This window comes from Microcoleus sp. T2B6 (assembly GCF_036700475.1).
In the GTDB taxonomy this organism is placed as follows: domain Bacteria; phylum Cyanobacteriota; class Cyanobacteriia; order Cyanobacteriales; family Microcoleaceae; genus Microcoleus.
The window spans coordinates 1-20,139 of record NZ_JAUBOZ010000068.1 but is presented as its reverse complement, the minus strand read 5'-3'; the positions used below and the strand labels follow the sequence as shown (position 1 = coordinate 20,139).

Genomic DNA, 20,139 nt, shown 5'->3' with positions numbered 1-20,139 from the left:
TCAGGAATAAGCTACCACACAGGGAAATCAACGCTGCATGGAAAATTTTCAAATCAGCGGTTCGGCGGGAGTAAGACAAGGAGTGCTGCGATCGCTTAACCTGCGATCGGAAGAAGTAGAGCGAACCGCACTGATGTTCCTCGTCTACACTCTAACCTCCGTCGGGCTGATCTGGCTGGAACTCAGCACAGTAGGTCTGTTTTTAGACGAGTACGGTGCCGACAAAATGCCTTTTATCTACATAGCCAGCGCCTTTATCGGTTCGGGCTTGGGATTTGTCTACTCGTGGCTGCAAAAAATCCTGCCGCTGAGGCGCACCGTCGTAGTGGTTCTGGGCATGATGTCGGTACCGCTATTTTTGTTTCGATTCGGAATAGGCTACGAAAATACTAAGATAGCTGGCATCAGCATCGCTTTTATTACTATTTTTTTGATGTGGCTGTGGGTGGAAGCTTGCTATGTCCTCAACGACCTTAATACTTCTATCACTTCCAACCAACTGTTTAATATTAGAGAAATCAAGCGCACCTATCCGCTAGTCAGTAGCGGCTATCTAGTAGCTGGAGTAGTCAGCGGATTTTCTCTGCCTGTTTTGCTGTACGTAGTCGGACTCAAAAACGTTACCCTCATATCGGGGTTGATGGTGGCGACAGGCTCGGTGTTGCTGTACTACCTCACGGAAAAATACAGCCAAGCATTCCCGGAAACGGCTCACTGGACGGATGACGACGAAGACGACGACCAAGAAGAATTTACCGCCCGCAAAGTTACAGGCCCACTTCAAAAATACGCCGTACCTCTAGTCAGTTTCTTCATCCTCGCAGAAGTCGTCTACGTGCTGGTAGATTTCCAATTCTACAGCCAGCTAGAATACCAAAACCCGGGGGACGGAGCTAGCTGGATCGCTAGCTTCCTGGGCATTTATGAAGGCATACAAGGCCTGTTTCAGGTGGCGACTCAGTGGTTCGCTTCGAGCCGGTTGGTGGAAAGAATCGGTGTATTCGTGACGGCGATGATTTTGCCCACGGGCATCGCTATACTCGGGGTGCTGACCATAGGAGCATCTCTGGGCCAGCTAGTATCTGTGTTCATCGGGCTGATATTGCTGAGATTTTTAGACGAACTGCTGCACTACACGCTGTTGGAAACTGTTAGCCCGGTTTTATTTCAACCGATTCCCGACAATATTCGATCGGGAATTCAAACTTTGGTCAACGGTGTGGGCGAACCTTTGTCCTGCGGAGCTACAGGAGTAGGCATCCTGATTATGCTGTGGGTGACAGGCAAGATACTCCCCCAGCAAGACGAAAATGTATTTCACGACCAGCAAAGCTTGATATTTATTGGCGCGATCGTCATATTGGCGCTGTTGTGGGTGTTTGTCGTATGGTTGATCCGCTCTCAATACGTGGGTTTGTTGGTCAAAAGTGCGGAGCGGGGGCGCTTGGGCGTCACAGACGTTGACCTCAAAGCTCTCAAGCGCGCAGTGGTGGAAACTCTACAAAAGCCGGGGGGCGAAGATGAAAAGCGCTCTTGCATAGAACTCCTGACGCAAATTGACCCCAAAAATGTCGGAGAAGTTCTGGCTCCCCTCCTCGATTCGCTGTCTGCAGGTTTGCAGCGCCAGAGCTTGGAAACGATGCTGCAACACCCGAACCCCGCATATTTAGAAGCTGTCCGCGCACTTTCGCACCAATCCTTGCCGCCGGAGGTTCTGGCCTTGGCTTTGCGCTACATCTGGCTGACGGAAGCTGAACCGAATATTGAGAGCTTGCGGCCTTACTTGCAGCCGACGGTCGATCCGGTGGTGCGGGGTACGGCGGCTGCTTTAATTATGAGAAGGGGCGATCGCCTGCAAAAGGCAGAGGCTACTAACACGCTGCGCCAAATGCTGACGCACAAACAAGAGCGGGAACGTGTTATGGGGACGCGGGCTCTGGGAGAAGCTGATTATTTGCAAGGACTGCGACTGCATATCCCCAATCTGTTGCAAGATGAATCTCTGCGAGTGCGCTGCGCTCTGTTAGACGTGATTTCGTCTACTCATTCGGAAGAATATTATCCTTCGCTGCTGCGCGGACTTGGTTACAAATCGACTAGGGAAGCGGCTTTGCAGGCTATAGTCAAACTTCACAACGATGCCATTCCTTTGCTTGTGTATTTGGCTGAGGATATCCACAAGTCGGATTTGGTCAGGTTGCAAGCTTGGACGGCTCTGGGTCAAATTGGGACAAATGAGGCGATCGACATTTTGGTGAGCAATTTGATGACGGCTTGGGGAACGACGAGGCGCAATATCCTCCGCATCCTGTTAAAAATGCCTTCGGAAGCGGGGATAGAAGGGGTTCTAGACCGCATCGGCCGTAGCGGCTTGGAAACTCTTATCGAACAGGAGTTAATGTTTATCGGTCAAATTTATGCAGGTCTGGTAGATTTGTCTGGGGTAACGAGCTACGGCAATTTCTCGGATCGGGAAGCCAACAGCACCGGGGCACCTGGGAACGATACGGCTCAATTGTTGCAGCGTGCTCTGGCGGGGTTGGAAGCTGATGCTAGGGAGCGGTGTTTTTTGCTGATGAAGTTTCTTTATCCGCTGGACACGGTACAAGCCGCTGCTTTCAACATCGCTTCTGGCCAACCTTCTTTGGTGGCTAGGGGATTGGAAATTCTCGATAATACTGTGGATATAGCTAGGAAGCGATCGCTCATCAATTTGTTAGATCAACACTCGGAAAGAGAAAAATTGAGCAACCTCTCGGAATTGATGGTTTACAAACCTCTAGCCCCTAGCGATCGTTTGCGCCGCTTGCTAGAATTGCGCCACTTCCTTTCGGATTGGGCCTTGGCCTGCTGCTTTCACTTGGCGAGAGAAGCGCGCTGGAGTCTGACGGCTCAACAAACTCTTGTCTGTCTGCAGCACCCGACGGGTTTTGTCCGCGAAGCAGTGTTAGCCTATTTGAAAATAGCCTCGCCCCGGGCTTTGGTCGAATTGTTGCCCAGGCTGCAAAATGACCCCGATAATTTGGTATCCGCTCAAGTTGAAGAGATGATGGCAGAGTTGGGTGCTGGGGGAAAAAGGTAAAGAAGGAAGAAGGAAGTTCGGCAACGGATTCTGTAACGGATGTAACGGATGTAACGGATGTCGGGAAGAGGGAAGAGGGAAGAGGGAACAAAAAGAAACTATGCCCAATGCCCAATGCCCAATGCCCAATGCCCAATGCCCAATGCCCAATGCCCAATGCCTCTTCCTTTGTTTAAGTTTAAATTAATCATTGCATCTCATTATGTTAACCAGCGTCGAACGCCTATTGTTTGTGAGGGAGGTTCCGATTTTTAAGGAACTGCGGGATGATTTTCTCGTGCGTCTAGCATCGGTAATGGATGAACTTTCGTTTCCTTCTAAGCACAGGATTTTTACGGAAGGACAAGAAGGTCGATCTCTCTATATTTTGGTATCGGGAACGGTGCGCGTGCATATAGGCGATCGGGATTTGGCACAGTTGAAAGCGGGGGCTTGTTTCGGGGAAATGTCGCTGTTTGATGCAGAACCTCGATCGGCTTCTATTTCTACTGTCGAACAATCCGAGTGTTTGATGCTGACTCAAATGCAGCTATACGATGCGATTGATGAAACGCCGGGAATTGCGGTGAATATTATTCGTTTGCTGTCGCGCCGGATTCGGGAGTTGAATCAAAAGTTGAATGCTAAAGAGGCAATTATGCCTCCTACAGAGACTGTGAGAGTTCCTGAGATGCGATGAAATTGGGGAATTGGGAATTAATTGTGTTTTTAGTCGATCGGTAATTCTGCACAATTTATCTTCTGTAAGGTGCCAATAGCGCACAATTTTTCTGGCTAGTGTCCGCTATTGGCACCTTATACTAGATTCACAAAAAAATGTAACTATAGACAACCCCCAAACCAGAATATTCATCAGTCATAGCCAATCTAAAATCTAAAATCTAAAATCTAAAATCTAAAATTTAAAATCTAAAATGGCATGACTATCGCCAATAAGGCCGGCCCTTCCAAAAAACTCCCACCGTAACTCCGATTAGTGCAGCTTCCGATAAACTTGCTAATAAAGGAGGGATGGGTAGGAATGACTTTAACACCAAACCCAAGAGTACGCAGAAAACTAAAACCCACAAACTAATTCGGTTGAGCAAAAATTGTTGTTGCCAATACTCTAAAAAGTACACTGCTAAAGCTCCCATTCCCAGTGCAGCAGCGAAAGGTATCAATGTCCCCAGGGAGGAACCGTAAAGAAGCGTCACGACGTTGCGGATTGGTCGGGATTGCGTGAAACCCCAGGCTAAAAATAACTCCAATCCAATCACGATTGAATTGACGAGGGCGGCAATTTGCAGCATTTCTCGCCAAGGTAAAAGTTTTAAGCGCCGCAGAAAATTACTCACGATCGGCAGATTAGGTAGGTTACTTTGATTTTATAACAGTTTTGCCCTGGCGATCGACCTTTGATGACAATTTGTGAAGTAAAATAAAGATATAGAGCAGTCTCTTGACAAATTTACCCAGAGTACCTGCTTATTAGTTGTTGGAACCGTGAAAGGAAAAAAGTTATGGTGGAGAACACTGTCGATTGTGCTGTAGCTTGCGTCAATGGCTGCGTTCTGGGCGACAAGTGCCCGAAGCGGGAATACGCAGAAGCAACGTCCCAGTTTATTGAAAATACTTCTCTGGATAAAATGCTAGAAATAGCAGAGGAAGCGGTGAGAAGGAAACGGACGGAACCCCCCAAATGGATAATTCCTGATTTTCCCGAATAGAATTAACATCCCCATTAAAAAGCGATCGCCCGTTGCAAAAGGGCGATCGCTTTTTGTATTCCCAATGAAATAGCCGATCGTAATCCATATATTTCCTGGGATAGAAGCTTTTAGCTTAAATAGCAATTATGATGCCACTTAATGACATCAATTGGCAATAACTAAAAATAATTCAGCTCAAGCGAAAGTCGGACACTTTTAATTTAATTGAGTTCAAAAACCAACAGGAGCAAGTCTCGTGGCACAGCAAAAGGAACGCAACGCAAAAACAACAAGAGATGGTGATAATTTGGGCGAATTGCCTCAAGAAATTACCGAATCTTACGGTACTGGCGTCATCGATCAACCGGGATTGAGCCAAGACGACATAACAATTTTGCAGGACAGCAGTTCAGAAGACTCTTCCACCAGTTCCCGAATCGGTGGCGAGGATGGCGATCCTGCTGCAGAACAAGAAAGTGCCACTGGCGAGCAATCGGTGGGCGGAACCACGCCTACTCCCGACCTGGATATTGTTGACGAACTCGGAGCCGCTGCGGGCATAGAAATGCCCGATGGCGCTATTTTGAACACAACAAATATGCTTGAACATCGAGATGAAAGTCGCTGGGAATTAGATCCGAGTTCTGCGGAAGATTATCAGGAACGACCGGATTTTTAGGTCAATTTTTTACCAGAAAATAGGTAGTATAATAGGAGCGGGTTCACCAGTATCCATACTTCATATCCCAAGTATTTGTAAATCCGCCCCTCCTCACTTTTGCTCTCGCAGCACATATCCAACTCCCCGAACAGTATGCAGCCGACGTTTTGAGTTACTTGCTTCTAACTTAATCCGTAACGCACGAATATACACTTTAATAATGTTTGGCTCACCCATAAAATCGTAACCCCAGATTTTTTATAAAATTGGCTCGCGGGTAATGACTTCCCGGTAATTTCGTAGCATAAATTATAACAAATTAAACTATTTTTTAGTGTATCAATTAGTTAATTAATTCTATAAATTAAAGGGGTTAAACCCTTAAAAATTAGGTCTTCAAATTATAACTTATCCGGGTAATTTGGTTGAGTTCGGCGCCGACGTGTTTTCACTCTCGCGAAGAGTTATTCCATAATGAAAGGCTAGTAAGATATAGGTTCAAAGCGATGCAGGGAATTAGTGGCTAACCGCCACGGACATTACCACCAGCAGTTTTCGTTTACCTGAGAACAAGGTAATTGTAATTGCTCCATTGCGTAATTGAGAAACCTGTAGCTCGCCCAATTGACAACTGCTATATTTTCTGATTTATCAACATTTCCGGTGAGTTACCCTTCATAAAGCGTGTTTGTAGTCAGGACTTCAGTTATCTCTAGGCAGATGAACAATTACTATGAGTCCTGACTACAAACTTACTGTGGTTAGATTGCCGGATATGATATTATGTATGGCAAAAACCGGGTTGATGAAGCCAACCCTCCTCAACAAAAAGGTTATTTATGGAATTTAAAGATTTTCTGGGTTTGCTGCATCCTATTTTAGCTGTAGTGATTGTTTTTCCTATGCTTGGTGTTGTTCTGAATATGGGGTGGCAAACTATGCAGCGTCGGAAGCAAATTGCGATCGACACTAAGAGCAAAATTCCACCTGTAGTCGGTTCAGAACACGTCAAAGCAGGTCGAATTCTGTCAGGTTCTGTGGTAGGAGTGACGTTGTTGGGCCTAGCCTACCCGATTTTTGAGCATATTTTGAGCAAGGATGTTTGGAGCAAAAACTCCTTTCAGGTCATTTTTATTGTGTTGATGTTTTTTGCAACAGTCGCCTCTTTGGTCATGCTATATCGAGCTACACCCGCTTTATGGCGCGGCATATTTGCGACCCTAACAGGTACTGGTTTGGTGATTCTTGGCACTCAAGATGGCGTTTATCGGCGAACCAATGAATGGTATTGGTCTCACTACTACATTGGCATCACCGCTGCGCTAATTATGGTTTTCTCCCTTGCCATCATTGAAGACATTTACAAAGACCGTTCAAATCGCTGGCGCACTATCCATGTAGTATTGAATTCGATCGCTGTGCTGCTCTTTCTGGGACAGGGAATGACCGGAACCAGGGATTTATTAGAAATTCCTCTGAACTGGCAGAAACCTTATATTTATACCTGTGATTTCACCAATAAGACCTGCCCAAAGCCGTGAGCGATCGCATTACTTCGAGATTCAAGTCTAAAATTAGTAGAAATTAGAAGGGCGGGACACCCCACAAGCAATTTGATGTATTGTGGAACAGGCATCTTGCCTGTTCTTGAGATGTGATGTATTGTGGAACAGGCATCTTGCCTGTTCTTGAGATTTTATGTATTGTGGAACAGGCATCTTGCCTGTTCTTGAGATGAGAATGGTGCAATATCTCAGTCACTACTAATCAGTAATACATCTTAATCATTGCGAGTCAAACCCTGAAGGCTAACTTGCAAAATCGACAAACCCAAAATTAGCAAAAACAAAACCAGCCCGATCGTACAAGCATAGCCAATTTCCAAATCCTTAAAAGCCCGCTCGTAAAGATAATAAACAACGGTCTTAGAACTATTGCGAGGCCCGCCCTGAGTCATAATATAAACTTCTTCAAAAACCTTAGTAGCAGAAATCGCCGAAATTACCGCAACTAAAACTAAATAAGGCTTCATCAGCGGCACAGTAATATCCCAGTGCTTTCCCAAACCATCAGAACCATCAATAGCAGCCGCCTCATAAAGTTCTGCCGGAATAGCTTGCAGCCCTGCCAAATAAATCACCATGTAATAGCCCAATCCTTTCCAGATAGTAACCGCCATGACGCTAAAGATTGCTAACTTCGGATTAGCCAGCCAAGAAACAGGAGGTAAACCCAACAATTCCCCCAACTGGTTCAGCAGTCCAGTCTCAGCAAACAGCCACTTCCAAGCAATCCCGGCGACAACCATTGAAATCACCGCCGGTGTATAGTATGCTGCACGAAACCAGTTCATCCCCTTAAGTTTTTGGTTGCACAAAATCGCCATTCCCAACGGTAGAACAACCAATACAGGCACAACGCAGGTGAGATACAGCAGCGTATTCGTCAAAGTTTGCCAGAATGTGCGATCGCCCCACAACCTGTAAAAATTCTTCAACCCCACCCACTGCGGCATTTGAGTTAAATCATATTCGTAGTTGGTAAAACTCAAATAAAAAGCTTGCACCGCAGGCCACAAAACAGTTAAACTCAAAATAAATAAAGCCGGAAGTAAAAACAAATAAGGAGTCAGGTTTTGTCGCAAAAAAGTCAAAGGCATAAATTAGTTATTAGTTATTAGTTATTAGTTATTACTCGTTCCCAGCCCGAGCCTGGGAACCAGTTATTTCTTAGTCTGCGGAGGCAGACTTGGTTTGTGTAGACGCGGTTTCAACCGCCGAGTAATAAGGGATTAACACTTATTTAACTCCCGAAAACAAACCCTGCCAGTCTCCGGGAGAACTGGGATTTTCCCCCTCTTTCACCTCAAAAGTAACCTTGCAAGCTTGAGGTTGTTCCAAAGCCTCCACGCACAATTCTGCAATATCTTCCCGACTGACTTTGCCCCTAATATTGTCTCCTTGCTCAAATATTAAAGCTTTGCCTCCCGGTTCTTCAGTCAAAGCGCAAGGTCTGACCACAGTATAAGGTATGCCGCTCGATCGCACGCAATCTTCCCCTTTCAACTTCCAAGTCAAAATCCCCCCCAACATATCATTCATCCTGACAGCCGGCGGTTCTTCTTCCAAGTTAATTCCCGGTCGGCCAGGGCGGGTAACTCCTGCCGAACTCACCATCACAAATCGCGGCAAAGTCTGTCCCCCATCAGCTTTAATAGATTCTAACTCCAGTTGAAAAAGACCCGGTGTAAATTTCGGGTTGAGCGCGCCATCATATTCAAACTTGCTCAACATTAACTGAAAAGAAAAAATAGTGCTGGCATCAAATTTAGAGCCATCCTTAACAGTTTTGGCGCGGAATACTGGGATTAATTGGTCAAAAGGAACAGTGATAGTAATCCAGATATTGTAAACAGTATCAAACGAATAGCAATAACCAATTCCATCCCATTTAGCTTCGCTGCGAACAATCAATTTGTAGCGCTTGCCGTCACCTTTGACGCGCAGTTGGAGGCCGCTAAATCCTGCGAGATTCAGCGGAGTCTCAAAGTTGCGGGTACGCACCGAAGCAAAGCCACCCGAGTTGGCGGTAGAAACATTGCCTGTGAATATAGCTGTATTGTCTGTCAGCCGGATAGAACTTTCGCTGGTGCCACCCATCACGATGTCGTCGAGGGCTCCCCAAGTTTCTTTTAAATCTTGGCTGGGTTTTGTGAAGTCAAAAATTATTTTTTCGCCTGCTTGAATTAGCTGGCGGCGAACAGCTTGCACTAAATTATTGAGGCCTTTGTATTCCACGATTTCGGGAACATCGACAACTTCCGGCATATAAAATTTGATGCCTTGATAGTATTTTTCCCTGGTTGGGGTGTCTCCTTCTACCGGTTGAACTTTCGTGCCGGTGCAGCAGATAACTGCTTCTACGCCCTCGGTTACTAACGGTGTTAGGGTTTCTGGCAGAGTGATATCTCCTTCGACTAACTCGACATTTTGGCCGAGAATTTCTGTTGCTCTTTTGGTATCTCTGACGAGAGCTCGCACTCTATATCCCCGCTGTTGCAGCCGCTTGACAACTCGCTTCCCGACGCCGCCGGTAGCACCGGCTACCAGTATTAGTTTGGGTTGGTCTTTTTTAGTTTTGCTGCTGCTTCCAAAGAGTTGTTGCAGCCAGCTAATGCTGCCAATGAAGGGAATGACGCCGAAATAAGCCAAGGTTTTGAGAAACCTGCCGGCATCCCATTGGGCGGTTTTTTTTTCAGTCATACTAGCTTCCTCTGAATTGGCTCAAATCTACTTAGCTGCTTTTGTATTTTAATCGAATTTTCGATTTTTGAATTTGGGCGATTTCCTAGCCTTCGGAATAGCAACGCTTGCGCGGACTTTTTTTCACTTGACAATGGGTGTGGGAGGAGTCTGGCTCAAGGGAATCTCAATAATCAACTCGGTTCCCTCTCCGGGGGCGGAAATGCAAGTCAATTTGCCACCGTGTTGTTCTACCGCAATTTCGTGGCTAATCGCCAAACCTATCCCCGCACCTTTGCCCACCTGTTTTGTGGTAAAAAACGGCTCAAAAATTTTCTGGCAAACTTTTTCTTCCATGCCCCAACCGTTGTCCTTGATCCGAACTGCTACGGCTTTTCCTCCCGGACAAATTTCAGTCACAATCCGAATTTGTCCGCACGTCACTGGCTCTTCTTCGCCCCCGCAGTGCGACGATAAATTATTGTTGACAAAGGCCTCTTCGAGAGCATCAATTGCATTTGTCAGTACATTCATAAATACTTGGTTGATTTGAACTGCGTAACACTCAACCAAAGGCAGAGAGCCATATTCTTTGATGAGATGAATTGCTGGGCGATCGGGCTTCGGTTTGAGTCGGTTGCTCAAAATCAACAAAGCGCTGTCCAATCCGTCGTGAATGTCAACTGGTTTAATCTCTGCTTCGTCAATTCTAGAGAAATTTCGCAGCGACTGAACTATCTCGCGGATGCGGTTAGCTCCTACTTTCATTGAACCCAGCAACTTCGGTAAGTCTTCAACTATGAACTCTAATTCTACTGCTTCTATTTGTGCTTGAACTTCTGGCGAAGGCGACGGATAGTGCTGCTCGTAAAGCTGCAATAAATTAATCATTTTTTGACTGTATTCATTAGCATAGCTAAGATTGCCGTAGATGAAGTTAATCGGGTTAGTGACTTCATAAGCTACCGCCGCCACCAACTGTCCCAAACTTGACATTCTTTCGCTTTGCACCAATTGAGTTTGCGCCCGCTTAAGCTCGGACATCGCTGTTTTTAAGTTAGCAGTTTTTTCCCGTTCTCTGGCGACTGATGCTTCTAGTGCCGTATTTAATTTCTCGAGTTTGTCGGCTTGGCGCAGCACTATATTAATCATTGCTTTTTTTAGTTCCAATGCAGCGTCTATTTCGCATTGTTTCCAAGGCAACGATTTGTACCTCACATTTTCCTTCCACAGCTCGAAGGATTTCCTAGGAGACAGTCGAGGGTTGCCCTCTTCATCTTTTTCAACTGGTTTGTTGGGGTTGCCTGCCCAATTTACGGTCTTAATTACTTCCGGGCGAAACCACAAAACGTAGATTTTCTGAGTCGGGGATATTGCTATGGCCAAACACCCGCTGGCCGTGTCTTTAAATTCCTCAGCTTCTGGATAGCATTTGGTCAGCGAGTCTGTAGAAAAAATTTCTTTGTTTAGGTGATTTTGCACCCACTGAGTTAAGTATTTGAGCGCTTCTCCCTGGGGTGTTTGCCCGACTCGATAGCAATTGTCTCCAAATACTATTGCTGCTCCCTGGGCGTTGACTGCTTCTAGCAAATTATGCTGACATTTAACTAAGACTTGTGACAAGTTTTCGGAGGTGGATATGTCTTCAAAAATCTTGGTGAGAATAGATTTTAAGTGTAGTTGATAGTCGTAGTCTTCGTTTCCTTCTTTTGATTGGAGTTCTAAGGACATTACTTGCCCGATAAATTCGCAGGCGGCACGCAATTCATAGTTGAGGTATTTTGGTGTATAGTTGTGGCAAGCAATCAATCCCCACAGTTTTTTGTCTTTCATTAACGAGATTGACATCGAAGCTGCAACGCCCATATTTTGCAGGTATTCTATGTGAATGGGAGAAACGCTTCTCAACACGCTGAAACTCAGGTCGAGGGGCTGGCTGGTAAGAGCATGGTTTCCTGAAACAAGGGGGACTGGTTGATAATTAATATCTGGGATTAACCTCAGCCAATTTAACGCATACAGTTGTCTGGCTTGTTTGGGAATATCTGAGCTGGGGTAGTTTAATCCTAAGAAAGGACTCAGCATTTCTGCTTTGTCTTCAGCGATCACAGCCCCGTTGCCTTCGTGGTCAAATTGATAGACCATAACTCTATCAAAACCAGATATTTTCCTGACTTCTTCTACAGTCAGTTGGCATAATTCTTTGAGATTTTTAGCACTTTGAATTTTGCTAACAGTGGCTCTTACTGAATGATAAAAGCTAAAAACCGAAATATTTTCTGGGCTGGTAGCTAATTCTAACTCGACAATCAAAACTCCTTCTACTCTGTGAAGGATGCAGTCAAATTCTAAAGATTTACCTGCTTTATGAACAGAGAGTTTAATGGGATTGACTGTTTTTAAGTTTTCATTCCGCAAACAGGCATTGAGTTTTTCTAGTTGAACTCTATCGAATAATAAGCTCAAATCTTGACCGATCGCACTTTCTGCATCAATTCCTAACAAATCTTGCGTATTTTCACTGACTTGCAGTATTTCTAGTTCAGGTTCTCGTACAACAAGTAGCACCCCGTGTGGCTGAATATGCCCCGATATGTGAATGGGCTCTCTGTCGCAGTTTGTCAAGTCAACTTCTTCGAGCGCGGGAATTGTGATTTGTAGATCCATTTTCTTTGTCTTCCGCTGTAAAATTTCTAGAGGGTTCTATTGATTTGAGATTTGAGAGCAAATTGGCTTTTCCATAATAATCTCATATTGTTCGATCGCATAACGGCTCGATCCCTGGACGGGCACTGAGAATCAATCATCCGAGAATCAGCGTATCAAAAATGATTGAGTCGAAAATCAGCCTGCCGTATGTGTTGCTGTTCAAGCCGCCTCAGCCTTCTAGATATTTTACAGACTTGGCTCTTCTATACTATCGCTTCCCGATGTTAATTATCATAGCAATTGTTGCCATTCTTCAAGTATGTTTAATAATTTCCCCAAAACTTTAATATTTGTGGTAAAATTTTGCCTGCTGGAAAAGGGGGAGAGAAATGCGTCTCCAGAGCGGCCTACTTACTGAAATATTAAGTTAAGGTAAGGGTGACAAGATCTGAAAGTCAAGTCACGCTAAGCTCTTTAAGTATACCCAACAGGCCCGACAATTAGACTGATGATCGACTTCAATACAGTTACTGAATTTTCTCATACCTACTGCATAGCTATCTGTGCCTTTTTAGTTCCGGCAAACTTGCTGACTACTTTGCAGACAGCGATTTTGACAGGACTAAACCGACCTCGAATGCAAATTTGGGCGTCTGTGGTTGTCGCCAGCCTTTGGGCTACAGCAATGATATTTCACGTTTTTAGCTGGTTCGCGATCGGGGTAGTAATGCCTCCGACATACATCTTGCTAGTTATGGCAATCACTTGTCTGACAATCAATGTCTGGGCGATCGCTCATCCTGCAAGCATGATGCAATTAATTCGAGTTGCGGTATCAGTGGTTAGGGGAGGTTTCAGAAGGAAGAAGGATTTAGTTGTCTAAGAGACAAATATCTCGTTATCTAGCAACTCAAAAAGAATTTGGAGGGGGTAATGTGAAAAGTTTCAGGGAAAATATTGGTTTCTGAATAGTTTTTCGGGTGGCCAATCGTGCTTCCGAGGGCTGAGTTTTCAGCGGTTATTCCGGTTCGCGATCGCGACAATCTTCTGTTTCCGGGCCGCGGGGATGGATCGTGCAGTTGAGCAGGTAGCCGCCGTCGCTTCTGCCGTAATAGTAGCGGCATCCGATGCAAATTGCGGGAGGTTCGATCGCACTTTGGTAAACCGGATAATCCGCAGTTGCCAGCAGCGAAAAGTCGCGCTGCGTCTGAACATTCCCGATAATAGCACCGGATAGTTCGACAGCTTGGCGGATGTTTTCGATCCTGGTGTAAGGCGGCAGGTAAATGTCAACACAAAGGCGTAGGCCCTGGCTATCCTGTTCGTGGCGGGTAATAGTGCCTCCGAGCAAACCGACGCGCGAAGCGATAGCCGAGGAAAATTCGCTCAGGGAGGTGCAGTAACCGGAGAAAACGTGAATATGTTCGTCCGTAGTAGCTCTCACCGTCAGGCGAGTGGGAATTCGGACTCTCAGGTAAGCGTCGAGTTCGTCAAAAACCGGTTCGGCGAGGGAGAGCATTTGGCTTGCGTCTTCGTGGTTGAGCCCAAAACCCTTAGAAACCTTGGACACGAGGGCTGCTAAAATATCAAAAACTTCGGTTAAGAGCGATTGTAGCCTGCTATCAATGGCGATCGGACATTCTCTCAGCAGCTTTAAATAATCCTCCAAACGATGAGCAATGCGCTGAATGCTGCTAAATCCGAGCATAGCTGCTCCCCCTTTAATCGAGTGCGAGGCTCGGATGAGCTGGTGTATTCTTTGGGGAGCTGGCACGGTGTTTTGCAGGTCCTGCAAGCCTGGTTCGATAATTTGGATCTGTTCTGTGGCTTCTTCGATAAAGTAGCCGATGATCCGCTGTAGTTGTTCTGGCAGCATAATTTTATTCTCCGAAAGGCACCCTAGGAGCGGTTGACTGTTGTCAGTTGACTGTTGTCAGTTGACTGTTGTCATTAATCAGACATTTGATAGTTGGGAACCGATATTTAACTGACGAGTTATTTTTGTTTTTAAGCCCTAATTTGTTTTATTCTGACTCACGGCAACTGTAGTGGCAATGTCGAAAACTGTTAACTCTTAACTGTTGACAGTAATTTTTTTGGCTCCGACGGTAGCGGTTGCTACCCCCAACAGCAGCACCGCAGCACCTACGAGTACCGCCGGCGCCGGCATTTCCCCAAACAGCAAATAACCCAACCAACTCGCCGCCACCGGTTCAAACAGGATAGCAAGAGTTACCAGAGTTGGGGAAATCTGCATTACAGCCCAGTTCAAAATGGTGTGGCCGACTAACTGAGGCACAGCGGCCGTTAACAAAATATAAAAATATACAATGTGGGGGTAATTAGTATAAGTAGTGCCGAAGGCGAAGGGGAGAGGGAGCAGGACGATCGCAGCCACAGTATAGGCGATCGCGATATAGCCGCCAATTCCCAGTCCCCGCCGCTGAGCTTCCCGGCCCAGCAGCAAATACAAGCTAACAGCCCAGGAACCAGCCAGAGCAAGGAAATCGCCTAGCAGTTGGCTGCTGCCAGCATTAGCTGCGCCCGCACTTCCCAGAGCGATCGCCATTCCCCCAATCAGGGCTATAGTAATGCCAGCGATCGACAGTTTGCTGAGTTTTTCCCCGAACCAGAAGCGCGACAAAAGCGCTACCCAGACAGGATTAGTGGTGACGAGAGCAGTCGAGGCGGCGATCGAAGTATAAGAAAGTGAGGTTATCCAGAGGGCAAAGTGCAGGGCGAGACACAAACCCGCAGCAGCAGCATAGCGCAGAGCTCCCGGTTGCAGGGCGTTCCACTGAATTTTCGGCCAAGCCGGAAGCAGAATTAAAGCAGATAAAGTCAGGCGAGAGGCCGCGAGTACCAAACTGAAACCCAAACCGCCCGCCCCTGCTGAAAAGTTAGCCAGCCGAATTAAAATTGAGGAAGTTGAGACGGCTAAAACGCCGATAATTAACACTAGGGCGATCGACCAATTAGGTGCTTGTTTCGGAAGATTCATTTTTTAGGGGCATTGGGCATTGGGCATTGGGCATTGGGCATTGGGCATTGGGCATTGGGCATTGGGCATTGGGCATTGGGCATTGGGAAAATTTATATAGCAATTTTCACATAATGCTGAACACTTTCTGAAGACTTTCTCTTCCCTTCTCTTCTCCTCTCTTCCTTCGTTTCCTTCGCGTCTTCGTGGTTCGTTAAAAAAAAACCGATCGCCCTTCTTAAAAAATTCCCATATCCAAGAAATATTAATGTATAGTAGGGGCAGGGCGGGTTTATGAAATTGTATATTACGGGCAATTATTGTTTGCGAACCCGCCCTACAAAATTCAACATCAAACAAGTCCGAATCATCTCGTTTCCGGTTGCCTCGGTATTATTCAAACAGTTAACAGTCAACAGTCAACAGTCAACACTCATTCCGGTTCAGCCGGAATTGATATTACAATTTATAACTATCTATGGCTCCTACAGTTTTGATTACAGGCGCTTCTCAAGGAAGTGGCAAAGCAACAGCAATTTTATTTGCAAGTAAAGGTTACGATGTAGTTATGGTAGCTCGCCAGCCAGAGAGATTGGCAGCAGCAGCGGCTCAAGTGCAGCGAGAAGGCACTTCCGCTGTAGCTATTCCGGGGGATGTTGGCGATATTCACCAAGTGCGGGCGATCGTCCAAAAAGCCCTAGATGCCTGCGGCAACATCGATGTTTTAGTTAACAATGCTGGCATTTGTCTCACGGGGGCGATCGAGCACACTACCTCCGAAGACTGGCAGCAATTAATGAATACCAATTTTTGGGGCTGCGTTAACACAATTCAAGAAATGTTGCCACATTTTTTGGAACGAAAAACAGGGACAATAGTCAATGTTGGTTCCATTGGCGGCAAAATGCCTTTGCCTCAAATGACTGCTTATTGTGCCAGCAAATATGCAGTAACCGGTTTAACAGAAACTTTGCGATTGGAATTAGCGCCTCAAGGTATTCACGTTTGCGCCGTGCATCCGGGCCTGATTAACAGCGATTTTTTAGAAAGAGCTCAATTTCGCGATCGAGACGAACCCGCAGTCGAATCGCGCCGTCAGCAAATGAGCAAAATGCTGAAATCTGAGTGGGCAACTCAGCCAGAAGATATTGCTAAAGCTATCTGGGATGCTGTGAAAAATCAGCGTGCCGAAGTTACAGTCGGCCCTGCTTTTGTAGCGTCGGAAGCTTATCGGTTGTTTCCCGGTTTGATGCAGTGGGCAATGGAAAAGGGCAAGTTGTGAGACTTATGGGTAATTGCTAATTGGTAATTGCTAATTAGTAAGGTGCGCCATAAGCACCCGACAAATTATTAGTAACGCGCATCAGTCCTAGGGGTCTGTTCACCTGAATATATACAACTAAAGAAAGAGACTGTGAAAGCCGCCCGAACACTATAATAATGGCAAACAAACCAGGAAGTACACCATGCAAATCAAAGCACTGGCAGTTACAAAAACAGGCGGATTGCTTGAAGAATACAAATTCGATGTCGCCCCTCCAAAAGTACATGAATGTATTATAAAAGTTTTAAGCTGCGGCATTTGTCACTCTGACTTGAACATGATTGACAACGCTTGGGATCTATCAAAATATCCCCTCGTTCCGGGCCACGAAGTTATCGGAGAAGTGGCAGAAATAGGGCCGCAAGTGACTCATTTAAAAGTGGGCGATCGCGTTGGTGTCGGCTGGCAAAGATCGTCTTGTTTGCAGTGCCGCGACTGCTTGCGCGGTAACGAAAATCTCTGCGATGAAAACCAGGGATTAATTGTTACAGGGCCGGGCGGTTTTGCCGATTATTTGATGGTAGATTCCCGCTTTGCTTTTCCTATCCCCAAAGGCATCGATTCCAACGTAGCGGGGCCGCTGTTGTGCGGCGGAACTACGGTTTACGCCGGTTTGCGAAATGCAGGGATGAGTTCCGGGCAAGAAATTGGCATTCTCGGCATCGGTGGTTTGGGACACATGGCGGTGCAATTTGCGAAAAAATTAGGCAACCGCGTTACAGTTTTTACTACTTCCGAAGATAAGGCAGAATTTGCACATAAAATGGGGGCGGACGAAGCTATTGTAGTAGGAAAAGGCGAAATTCCTCAAGCCCCCAGCAGCAAATTAGATATTTTGTTGAGTACAGTTCCTGCTGCTTTAGATTGGGCTCCGTACATTGATTTTCTCGATTCTAACGGTGCGCTGGCTTTTGTGGGAGTTCCCGACGCACCTTTGAGCATTCCGTTATTTCCGCTGCTGATGAAGCAACGCCGAATTATGACTTCTCTCATCGGCGGTCGCGCTATGATTAATGAAATGCTGGCAATTGCAGAGAAGTTTGAGATTGAGCCGATTGTCGAAGTTTTTGCGATGGCGCAAGCGAATGAAGCAATTCAGAAAGTCCGCGACAATCAAGTGCGCTATCGCGCAGTTTTGACGGTGAGTTAGGATCGCGAATTAAATAATTTACACTCTTGAAAGTGGGTTGGGCGTCCCGCCCGCCCTTTCTGGACGGGCGGGACGCCCATCCCACAAGAACCATCAAAATTCTAAGTTATTTAATTCTCATTCCTTAGATAATGCGTAATGGGTAAGGTGCGCCTAGGGCACCCTACTAGAGATATATAAGCAACGAATTAAAGCAAAGAATTAGCATTAATAAAACGACCGTTTAAATCGGCTGGGGTCACATTCAACACAGTACCCAACAAAGCATTAGTAACACCGAATCTAATATTAGTAGCTTCCACACGGCCGTTGCCATCGGGATCGAGACTTCGCTGCGAGATGCCACCCTTGGCTAACAAACTCGTTCCACCGGCTATAGTTGCAGGATTGATTAGCAGCAGTCTCGGATCGTTCAAGCTATAAGTTACCTGTTCCAAAGAGATATTGCTGCTGGTAAATGCCACACTAATGCCAATCGAATCGCTAGACTTATCAAAATCCACAATTGCCGCGTCAGGAACTTCAATTCCAACTACTCGGATTCCCGCTTGATCGACTCTAAAAACAAATACATCGCTCCCCCCACCACCTTGGTAAATATCCACATCTCTGTCGCCAATTAAAGTATCATTACCGTCTCCGCCCACTAACAAATCAACACCTTGTCCTCCACGCAGCAAATCATTTCCCGCACCCCCATCAAGGAAATCGCTATTTCTATCTCCTGTCAAGAAATCGTCGCCAGTTTCTCCCAAAACATCGTCATCATCTTTGCCGGCGTAAATAGAATCATTGCCGACACCGCCTAACAGACTGTCTTTACCATCGTTGCCGAAAATCCGTTCTGCATCTGACGAGCCCCTGACAGTATCATTGCCGCCCACCATCCAAAGTCCCCCAGGAAAACTAGCAAGTTGTCCTGGTGCAAGTGTAATATTTTCAGGAGAATTGTCTCCTACCAAACGAGAGATGCCTGAATTATCTGGTGTGAGTACCATAGTTGTAAACTTTGTGCGATGTGAGCATGGATATTGTGCAATATTCTACAGCTTATTAGGGTGCGCCAGAACACAGTTACTTCCTCACTCGCGATCGAGCAATCGCCGGCGCACCCTACTAGACAGGTCGATCGCTCCATCTTGGCACAAGCCTGATGGAAATACCCTAGATTAAAATAAAAGTTAAAATTTGAGCCGATGCCAATTATCTTAGTTGAAGACTTGAGCAAAGTTTATCCGGTAGCGATTAAAGAACCGGGGCTTAAAGGAACAGTGCGACACTTTTTTAGTCGCACTTACCGCAATATCAAAGCAGTTGAGGGCGTTTCTTTCAGTATTGAACCAGGGGAAGTCGTGGGGTTTCTCGGTGCTAACGGTGCGGGCAAAACTACTACGCTGAAAATGCTGACGGGTTTGATTTATCCGTCTGCGGGTACGGTGAGTGTGTGCGATCGTACTCCTTTCCGTCGGGAAGCAGATTTTCTGCAAAAAATCACCTTAGTGATGGGGCAGAAACAGCAGTTAATTTGGGATTTACCTGTGCTTGACTCTCTCCGAATTAATGCCGCTGTCTACGGCATTCCCGATACAGATTATCGGCGGCGCGTCGGAGAACTGACCGAAATGCTGTCACTAGAAGGCAAGTTAAATCAGGCGGTGCGAAAGCTGTCTTTAGGCGAACGCATGAAAGCGGAATTGATGGCCGCACTAATGCACCAGCCAGAGGTATTATTTTTAGATGAACCGACTTTAGGTTTGGATATAAACGCACAGTTTAGCGTCAGGCATTTTCTGCGAGAATATAACGAGCGCTATCAAGCAACAGTGCTGTTGACGAGCCACTACATGGCTGACATTACTGCTTTGTGCAAGCGCGTTTTGTTAATCCATGAAGGGCAATTAGTTTATGATGGCAGTTTAGACGGATTGCTCGACAGGTTTGCACCTTATCGGGAAGTTCAGGTAAAATTAGCTAAGCCGCTGGCCAAAGATAGTGCTTTTGCTTACGGGGAGGTAGAATCTATTGAGGGACAATCGGTGCGTTTTTTGGTGAAAAGGGAAGAGCTGACGGTGAGCGTGGCGAAGATTTTGGCGGACTTGGATGTGATAGATTTGACTGTTACCGATCCGCCCATTGAAGAGGTTATTGGTAGAGTTTTTCGCACGGGAAAAGTTTAATGTTTTTGGCTGGCTTCATTCTCCATAACAGGCAAGATGCCTGTTCCACTAAAGTTTCAATGTTGTGTGGAACGGGCATCTTGCCCGTTGCTAATACCGAAAAATTGAACAGGCAAGATGCCTGTTCCACTAAAGTTTCAATGTTGTGTGGAACGGGCATCTTGCCCGTTGCTAATACCGAAAA

General features: G+C 46.0%; 18 protein-coding genes and 1 pseudogene. 9 read left to right on the top strand and 10 right to left on the bottom strand.

The genetic code is table 11. The annotated features are described in order from the left end of the window. Positions 1-37 precede the first annotated feature (37 nt). Together QUA00_RS24785 and QUA00_RS24780 are read left to right on the top strand one after the other, a co-directional pair. Positions 38-3,082, top strand: coding sequence for a HEAT repeat domain-containing protein (locus tag QUA00_RS24785; protein WP_333411486.1), 3,045 nt, complete (start codon positions 38-40; stop codon positions 3,080-3,082). Positions 3,083-3,284: 202 nt separating this feature from the next. After that, entirely contained in the window at positions 3,285-3,761 is a 477-nt protein-coding gene (locus QUA00_RS24780; RefSeq protein WP_333042796.1) for a Crp/Fnr family transcriptional regulator, read from the top strand. A gap of 244 nt (positions 3,762-4,005) precedes the next feature. On the opposite strand, the gene QUA00_RS24775 is transcribed toward QUA00_RS24780, so the two are convergent. After that, a complete protein-coding gene (locus tag QUA00_RS24775) occupies positions 4,006-4,419 on the bottom strand; it encodes a peptide chain release factor 1 (protein ID WP_333103423.1) in 414 nt (137 codons plus the stop codon). Between the two features lie 165 nt (positions 4,420-4,584). On the opposite strand from QUA00_RS24775, the gene QUA00_RS24770 reads away from it, so the two are divergent. Both QUA00_RS24770 and QUA00_RS24765 read left to right on the top strand, forming a co-directional pair. Further along, positions 4,585-4,791 carry a hypothetical protein gene (locus QUA00_RS24770; RefSeq protein WP_333142901.1) on the top strand — a complete coding sequence of 69 codons (207 nt, stop codon included), beginning with the start codon at positions 4,585-4,587 and terminating at the stop codon, positions 4,789-4,791. Between the two features lie 238 nt (positions 4,792-5,029). After that, on the top strand, positions 5,030-5,452 hold the full coding sequence (locus QUA00_RS24765) for a DUF6335 family protein (protein ID WP_333411484.1): 423 nt from the start codon (positions 5,030-5,032) through the stop codon (positions 5,450-5,452). Positions 5,453-5,545: 93 nt separating this feature from the next. Here QUA00_RS24765 and QUA00_RS36930 read toward each other — a convergent pair. Then, a pseudogene (locus tag QUA00_RS36930) lies at positions 5,546-5,743 on the bottom strand (winged helix-turn-helix domain-containing protein); the annotation flags it as partial. A 530-nt stretch (positions 5,744-6,273) separates the two neighbouring features. Between QUA00_RS36930 and QUA00_RS24755 the strand changes: the two are divergent. Beyond that, positions 6,274-6,975, top strand: a complete 702-nt coding sequence (locus tag QUA00_RS24755; protein WP_333411480.1) for a DUF4079 domain-containing protein — start codon at positions 6,274-6,276, stop codon at positions 6,973-6,975. A gap of 33 nt (positions 6,976-7,008) precedes the next feature. On the opposite strand, the gene QUA00_RS24750 is transcribed toward QUA00_RS24755, so the two are convergent. The 4 genes from QUA00_RS24750 to QUA00_RS24735 form a co-directional block, all read right to left on the bottom strand. Next, positions 7,009-7,152 (bottom strand): hypothetical protein, encoded by a 144-nt coding sequence (locus tag QUA00_RS24750; protein ID WP_333411479.1) that lies wholly within the window; start codon positions 7,150-7,152, stop codon positions 7,009-7,011. Positions 7,153-7,214: 62 nt separating this feature from the next. Beyond that, positions 7,215-8,093, bottom strand: a complete 879-nt coding sequence (locus QUA00_RS24745) for a sugar ABC transporter permease (RefSeq protein WP_333411478.1) — start codon at positions 8,091-8,093, stop codon at positions 7,215-7,217. Between the two features lie 139 nt (positions 8,094-8,232). Next, positions 8,233-9,696 (bottom strand): CIA30 family protein, encoded by a 1,464-nt coding sequence (locus tag QUA00_RS24740; protein ID WP_333411477.1) that lies wholly within the window; start codon positions 9,694-9,696, stop codon positions 8,233-8,235. Positions 9,697-9,819: 123 nt separating this feature from the next. Next, positions 9,820-12,342, bottom strand: a complete 2,523-nt coding sequence (locus QUA00_RS24735) for an ATP-binding protein (RefSeq protein WP_333411475.1) — start codon at positions 12,340-12,342, stop codon at positions 9,820-9,822. 490 nt (positions 12,343-12,832) lie between these two features. Here QUA00_RS24735 and QUA00_RS24730 point away from each other — a divergent pair, with 490 nt between their 5' ends. Beyond that, a complete protein-coding gene (locus QUA00_RS24730; protein ID WP_333411473.1) occupies positions 12,833-13,207 on the top strand; it encodes a hypothetical protein in 375 nt (124 codons plus the stop codon). A gap of 135 nt (positions 13,208-13,342) precedes the next feature. Here the strand turns inward: QUA00_RS24730 and QUA00_RS24725 are convergent, their stop codons facing one another. Together QUA00_RS24725 and QUA00_RS24720 are read right to left on the bottom strand one after the other, a co-directional pair. Continuing rightward, a complete protein-coding gene (locus QUA00_RS24725; protein WP_333142893.1) occupies positions 13,343-14,200 on the bottom strand; it encodes an Hpt domain-containing protein in 858 nt (285 codons plus the stop codon). Positions 14,201-14,398: 198 nt separating this feature from the next. Then, entirely contained in the window at positions 14,399-15,325 is a 927-nt protein-coding gene (locus QUA00_RS24720) for a DMT family transporter (protein WP_333411471.1), read from the bottom strand. 457 nt (positions 15,326-15,782) lie between these two features. On the opposite strand from QUA00_RS24720, the gene QUA00_RS24715 reads away from it, so the two are divergent. Both QUA00_RS24715 and QUA00_RS24710 read left to right on the top strand, forming a co-directional pair. Further along, positions 15,783-16,586, top strand: a complete 804-nt coding sequence (locus QUA00_RS24715; RefSeq protein WP_333411470.1) for an SDR family oxidoreductase — start codon at positions 15,783-15,785, stop codon at positions 16,584-16,586. Between the two features lie 184 nt (positions 16,587-16,770). Further along, positions 16,771-17,778, top strand: a complete 1,008-nt coding sequence (locus QUA00_RS24710; protein ID WP_333411469.1) for an NAD(P)-dependent alcohol dehydrogenase — start codon at positions 16,771-16,773, stop codon at positions 17,776-17,778. 188 nt (positions 17,779-17,966) lie between these two features. Here QUA00_RS24710 and QUA00_RS24705 read toward each other — a convergent pair whose 3' ends face one another. Next, the gene (locus tag QUA00_RS24705) at positions 17,967-18,776 is read right to left on the bottom strand and encodes a calcium-binding protein (protein ID WP_333287358.1); all 810 of its coding nucleotides are present in this window, start codon (positions 18,774-18,776) and stop codon (positions 17,967-17,969) included. 198 nt (positions 18,777-18,974) lie between these two features. Between QUA00_RS24705 and QUA00_RS24700 the strand changes: the two genes are divergently transcribed. Further along, positions 18,975-19,955: an ATP-binding cassette domain-containing protein gene (locus tag QUA00_RS24700; RefSeq protein WP_333411467.1), complete on the top strand. Its 981-nt coding sequence runs from the start codon at positions 18,975-18,977 to the stop codon at positions 19,953-19,955. On the opposite strand, the gene QUA00_RS24695 is transcribed toward QUA00_RS24700, so the two are convergent. Continuing rightward, positions 19,921-20,139 (bottom strand): hypothetical protein (locus tag QUA00_RS24695; RefSeq protein ID WP_333411465.1); only part of this gene is annotated, 219 nt, incomplete at its 5' end. The genes QUA00_RS24700 and QUA00_RS24695 overlap by 35 nt on opposite strands.